The 3,269-nt window shown below is 63.3% G+C and carries 3 protein-coding genes and 1 pseudogene; 2 read left to right on the top strand and 2 right to left on the bottom strand.

What is annotated here, in order from left to right; genetic code table 11:
• Together AC0GNR_RS19450 and AC0GNR_RS19445 are read right to left on the bottom strand one after the other, a co-directional pair.
• On the bottom strand, nucleotides 1-405 hold a 405-nt coding region (locus tag AC0GNR_RS19450), incomplete at its 3' end, for a hypothetical protein (protein ID WP_472902387.1).
• A 30-nt stretch (nucleotides 406-435) separates the two neighbouring features.
• Nucleotides 436-675: pseudogene (locus tag AC0GNR_RS19445) on the bottom strand (hypothetical protein); the annotation flags it as partial.
• A 168-nt stretch (nucleotides 676-843) separates the two neighbouring features.
• Here AC0GNR_RS19445 and istA point away from each other — a divergent pair.
• Both istA and istB read left to right on the top strand, forming a co-directional pair.
• Nucleotides 844-2,364: an IS21 family transposase gene (gene istA / locus AC0GNR_RS19440; protein WP_472902294.1), complete on the top strand. Its 1,521-nt coding sequence runs from the start codon at nucleotides 844-846 to the stop codon at nucleotides 2,362-2,364.
• Nucleotides 2,357-3,184: an IS21-like element helper ATPase IstB gene (gene istB / locus AC0GNR_RS19435; RefSeq protein WP_472902295.1), complete on the top strand. Its 828-nt coding sequence runs from the start codon at nucleotides 2,357-2,359 to the stop codon at nucleotides 3,182-3,184. Before istA ends, istB begins: the two co-directional genes overlap by 8 nt.
• Nucleotides 3,185-3,269 lie beyond the last annotated feature (85 nt).

The following is a 3,269-nucleotide window of genomic DNA, read 5'->3' as shown; positions in this document are numbered from 1 at the left end:
CACACCCGGGTCGGCAAACAGCGGGGTGAGTTGTTCACCACCGGCCTGGTTGTCCACGTCGGTGTTGTTCGCCGTGTTGCTCTCGGGCGTGGCTGTGGCCACCGTGCTGGTGACTTCCAGCACCGTGCCCAGCGTGCTCGGCACGGTGGTGGTGAAGGTGCGCGTGACGCTCGCTCCCGGGGCCAGGTTGCCCACGGTGTAGGTCAGCACCTGCCCGTTGGACAGCGTGACCGTGCCCACCACGGCGCTGGCGGTCGTGCCCGCCGCAGCGCTGTTGGTGAACACCACCGTGCCCGTGACCACCGTGCCCGCTGGCGCATTCTCTGGCAGGTCCACTTGTGTGCTGACGTCGGCAAACAGCTGGATGATGACGCCGGTCTGCGTGCCCGTGTTATTTGTCGACACAGGATCGATCGTGCCTGGCGGCGGCGCTACAGTCGCTGCGTTGGTGTAAGCGCCTGTGCTGCTTGCCACCGCCTGCACCACCACGCTCGACGTCGCGCCCGAGGCCAGACTGGTCGTGCCACTGACGGTGTTGCCCGAGACGCTGGCGATAGCGCCGCCGGTACTGCTCAAGACGGTCACGGCCGTGAAGTTCACAGGCACCACATCGGTGAAGCTCGCATTCACCACTGGACTGGGGCCGACATTGCTGATCGTCAGTGTGAAGGTCACCGTCTGACCCACCGCCACATTGGGGTTTGCGCTGAACTTGCTCAGGTGTTGCCGCCGCCCGAAAACTGACCCACCCCAGGCCACTGTGCCGACTGAAAACTGACCCAGGTGTTTAACTTGCCTTGCTCAATTATTGGGCAGGGGGCAAAGAGGGTGACACCCAAGGAAATGTTGGGAAGAATTCGTCGGATGTACCTGCGCGACAAGATGTCGTTGCATGAGATCGCCAAGCGCACGGGCCTGTCGCGCAACACGGTACGAAGCTGGCTGAGGACGCCAGAAGAGGTGAAGGAGCCGGTCTACAAACGCAAGCCGGGATTCAACAAGCTCGGTGCCTATGTGGCCGAGCTGGTGCTCTCGCTCAAGGCCGATGCTCAGCGGCCCAAGCAGGACCGGCGAACGGCGCGCGCGCTGTTTTCGCAAATCAAGGCCAGCGGCTATGAAGGTGGCTACACCCGCGTCACGGATTTCATTCGAGGCTGGCGTGCCGATGCAGGCAAGGGCGTCCAGGCGTTCGTGCCGCTGAGGTTTGAAATGGGCGAGGCGTTTCAGTTTGACTGGAGCGAAGAGGGGCTGGTGGTGGGCGGCATCTACCACCGCATGCAGGTGTCACACATGAAGCTGTGTGCCAGCCGTGCTTTCTGGTTGGTGGCCTACCCCAGCCAGGGGCACGAGATGCTGTTTGATGCCCATACGCGTTCGTTCGCGGCGCTGGGCGGCGTGGCCCGCCGGGGCATTTACGACAACATGAAGACAGCGGTGGACAAGGTCCAGCGAGGCAAAGGTGGACAAGGTGGTAAAGGCCGTGTCATCAACGCCCGCTTTGCCGTGATGTGTGCGCATTACCTGTTTGACGCCGACTTCTGCAACGTCGCCAGCGGCTGGGAGAAAGGCGTGGTGGAGAAGAACGTGCAGGACAGCCGCAGGCGCATCTGGCTGGACGCGCAGCAGCGCAAGTTTGGCAGCTTTGCCGAACTCAACGCCTGGCTGGGCGAGCGCTGCCGCAGCCTGTGGGATGAGGTGCGCCACCCCGAGCACAAGGCGTTCAGCGTGGCCGAGATGCTGGAGCAGGAGCGTGCAGAACTCATGCCGATGCCGACGGCCTTTGATGGCTATGTGGAACGCTCGGCCAAGGTGTCGAGTACCTGCCTGGTGGCGGTGGCGCGCAACCGGTACTCGGTGCCGTGCGAGCTGGTCGGCCAGCGCGTGAGCACCCGGCTGTACCCGGGCCGGGTGGAGATCGCGAGCTGCGACGAGGTGATTGTGGCCCGGCATGAGCGGCTGCCCAACCGGGGCCATATCTGCTATGACTGGCAGCACTACATCACGCTGATCCAGCGCAAGCCCGGCGCGCTGAGAAACGGCGCGCCCTTTGCCGACATGCCGGCTCCCCTGCAGCGCCTGCGTCAGGGCCTGATGCGGGTTGAAGGCGGTGACAAGACCATGGCCCAGGTGCTCAACTGCGTATCCAGCCACGGGCTGGACGCTGTGCTGGTGGCGGTCGAATTGGTCATCGAGTCCGGCGCGCTCAGCACCGAGCACGTACTCAACGTTTTGGCGCGTCTGAACGCCGTGGAGCCGCCGCCCAATGTGCAGAGCACTCTGGAGCTCAAGGAGGCGCCGTTGGCCGACACCGGGCGCTACGACAGACTGCGCGGTGACGCCATGGAGGAAATCAGCCATGCGTGATGTCGCTGCCGAACTGAAAGAGCTGCGCCTGAACGGCATGGCTGAGGCCTGGGCAGAGCTGATGACGCAGGAGGGGCCGCCAAGCGATGTTGGCGTTCAAACGTCGCGCTGGTTGATCGAGCACCTGCTGAAGGCTGAGCATACGCAGCGGGCCTTTGCGTCGGTGCGCCACCAGATGAAGGCAGCGAAGTTCCCGTTGCATCGCGACCTCGCAGGCTTCGACTTTGAGGTCTCCAAGGTGGACCAAAAGCTGGTGCATCAACTGGCCACGATGGCGTTCACGGAGGCGGCACAAAACGCGGTGCTCATCGGCGGCCCGGGCACAGGAAAGACGCATCTGGCCACCGCCATTGGCGTGACCGGCATTGTGGCCAAGGGCAAGCGTGTGCGCTTCTATTCCACGGTTGATCTGGTCAATGAACTGGAGCGTGAAAAGCACGAGGGCAAGGCCGGGCGCATCGCACTGGCGCTGAAGCGTCTGGACCTAGTCATCCTGGACGAATTGGGGTACCTGCCCTTCAGCCAGGCGGGCGGTGCGTTGCTGTTCCATTTGCTCTCCAAGCTGTACGAGCACACCAGCGTGGTCATCACCACCAACCTGAGCTTCTCGGAATGGTCGGCGGTGTTCGGCGACGCCAAGATGACCACGGCGCTACTGGACCGGCTGACGCACCATTGCCACATCGTGGAGACCGGAAACGAGTCCTACCGCTTCAGGCACAGCACCCTGGAGGCCAAGTCACGCATCAAGGCCCGGGAGACCTCACGCAAAGGCCGCTCGACCACACCAGTACCCCCGGGGGCGGACGAGCCGTTATGAAAGGGCCAATCGCTACACTTATCCACAATTGCTGAAAGAAAATTCAGCAGTCCGCCCTGGGTCAATATTGGATCGGCAGGGTGGG

The sequence above is a fragment of the Hydrogenophaga sp. LT287 genome (genome assembly GCF_055702805.1).
The sequence above is the reverse complement of the archived record's forward strand: the minus strand, read 5'-3'. Positions and strand labels throughout refer to the sequence as shown.